The 1,401-nt window shown below is 55.5% G+C and carries 1 rRNA gene (only partly in view); it reads right to left on the bottom strand.

The features are described 5' to 3' along the window. Nucleotide 1: 1 nt before the first annotated feature. Nucleotides 2-1,401: ribosomal RNA gene (locus ACIPRD_RS32475) — 23S ribosomal RNA — on the bottom strand (it continues 1,819 nt past the right edge of the window).

Genomic DNA, 1,401 nt, shown 5'->3' with positions numbered 1-1,401 from the left:
TGAGGACAAGCCCTCGGCCTATTAGTACCAGTCAACTCCACCCGTTACCGGGCTTCCATATCTGGCCTATCAACCCAGTCGTCTACTGGGAGCCTTACCCTCTCAAGGAGGTGGGAATACTCATCTCGAAGCAGGCTTCCCGCTTAGATGCTTTCAGCGGTTATCCTTTCCGAACGTAGCCAACCAGCCATGCCCTTGGCAGGACAACTGGCACACCAGAGGTTCGTCCGTCCCGGTCCTCTCGTACTAGGGACAGCCCTTCTCAATATTCCTACGCGCACAGCGGATAGGGACCGAACTGTCTCACGACGTTCTAAACCCAGCTCGCGTACCGCTTTAATGGGCGAACAGCCCAACCCTTGGGACCGACTCCAGCCCCAGGATGCGACGAGCCGACATCGAGGTGCCAAACCATCCCGTCGATATGGACTCTTGGGGAAGATCAGCCTGTTATCCCCGGGGTACCTTTTATCCGTTGAGCGACGGCGCTTCCACAAGCCACCGCCGGATCACTAGTCCCGACTTTCGTCCCTGCTCGACCCGTCGGTCTCACAGTCAAGCTCCCTTGTGCACTTACACTCAACACCTGATTGCCAACCAGGCTGAGGGAACCTTTGGGCGCCTCCGTTACTCTTTAGGAGGCAACCGCCCCAGTTAAACTACCCATCAGACACTGTCCCTGATCCGGATCACGGACCTAGGTTAGACATCCAGCACGACCAGACTGGTATTTCAACGACGACTCCCCCTGAACTGGCGTCCAGAGTTCACAGTCTCCCAGCTATCCTACACAAGCCGAACCGAACACCAATATCAAACTGTAGTAAAGGTCCCGGGGTCTTTCCGTCCTGCTGCGCGAAACGAGCATCTTTACTCGTAGTGCAATTTCACCGGGCCTATGGTTGAGACAGTCGAGAAGTCGTTACGCCATTCGTGCAGGTCGGAACTTACCCGACAAGGAATTTCGCTACCTTAGGATGGTTATAGTTACCACCGCCGTTTACTGGCGCTTAAGTTCTCAGCTTCGCCCTGACGAATCAGAGCTAACCGGTCCCCTTAACGTTCCAGCACCGGGCAGGCGTCAGTCCGTATACATCGCCTTACGGCTTCGCACGGACCTGTGTTTTTAGTAAACAGTCGCTTCTCGCTGGTCTCTGCGGCCACCCCCAGCTCATGGAGTAAATCCAATCACCGAGCGTGGCCCCCCTTCTCCCGAAGTTACGGGGGCATTTTGCCGAGTTCCTTAACCATAGTTCACCCGAACGCCTCGGTATTCTCTACCTGACCACCTGAGTCGGTTTAGGGTACGGGCCGCCATGAAACTCGCTAGAGGCTTTTCTCGACAGCATAGGATCATCCACTTCGCCACAATCGGCTCGGCATCAGGTCTCAGACTATATG

Source organism: Streptomyces sp. NPDC090108 (assembly GCF_044747185.1).
Classification (GTDB): domain Bacteria; phylum Actinomycetota; class Actinomycetes; order Streptomycetales; family Streptomycetaceae; genus Streptomyces.
The sequence above is the reverse complement of the archived record's forward strand: the minus strand, read 5'-3'. Positions and strand labels throughout refer to the sequence as shown.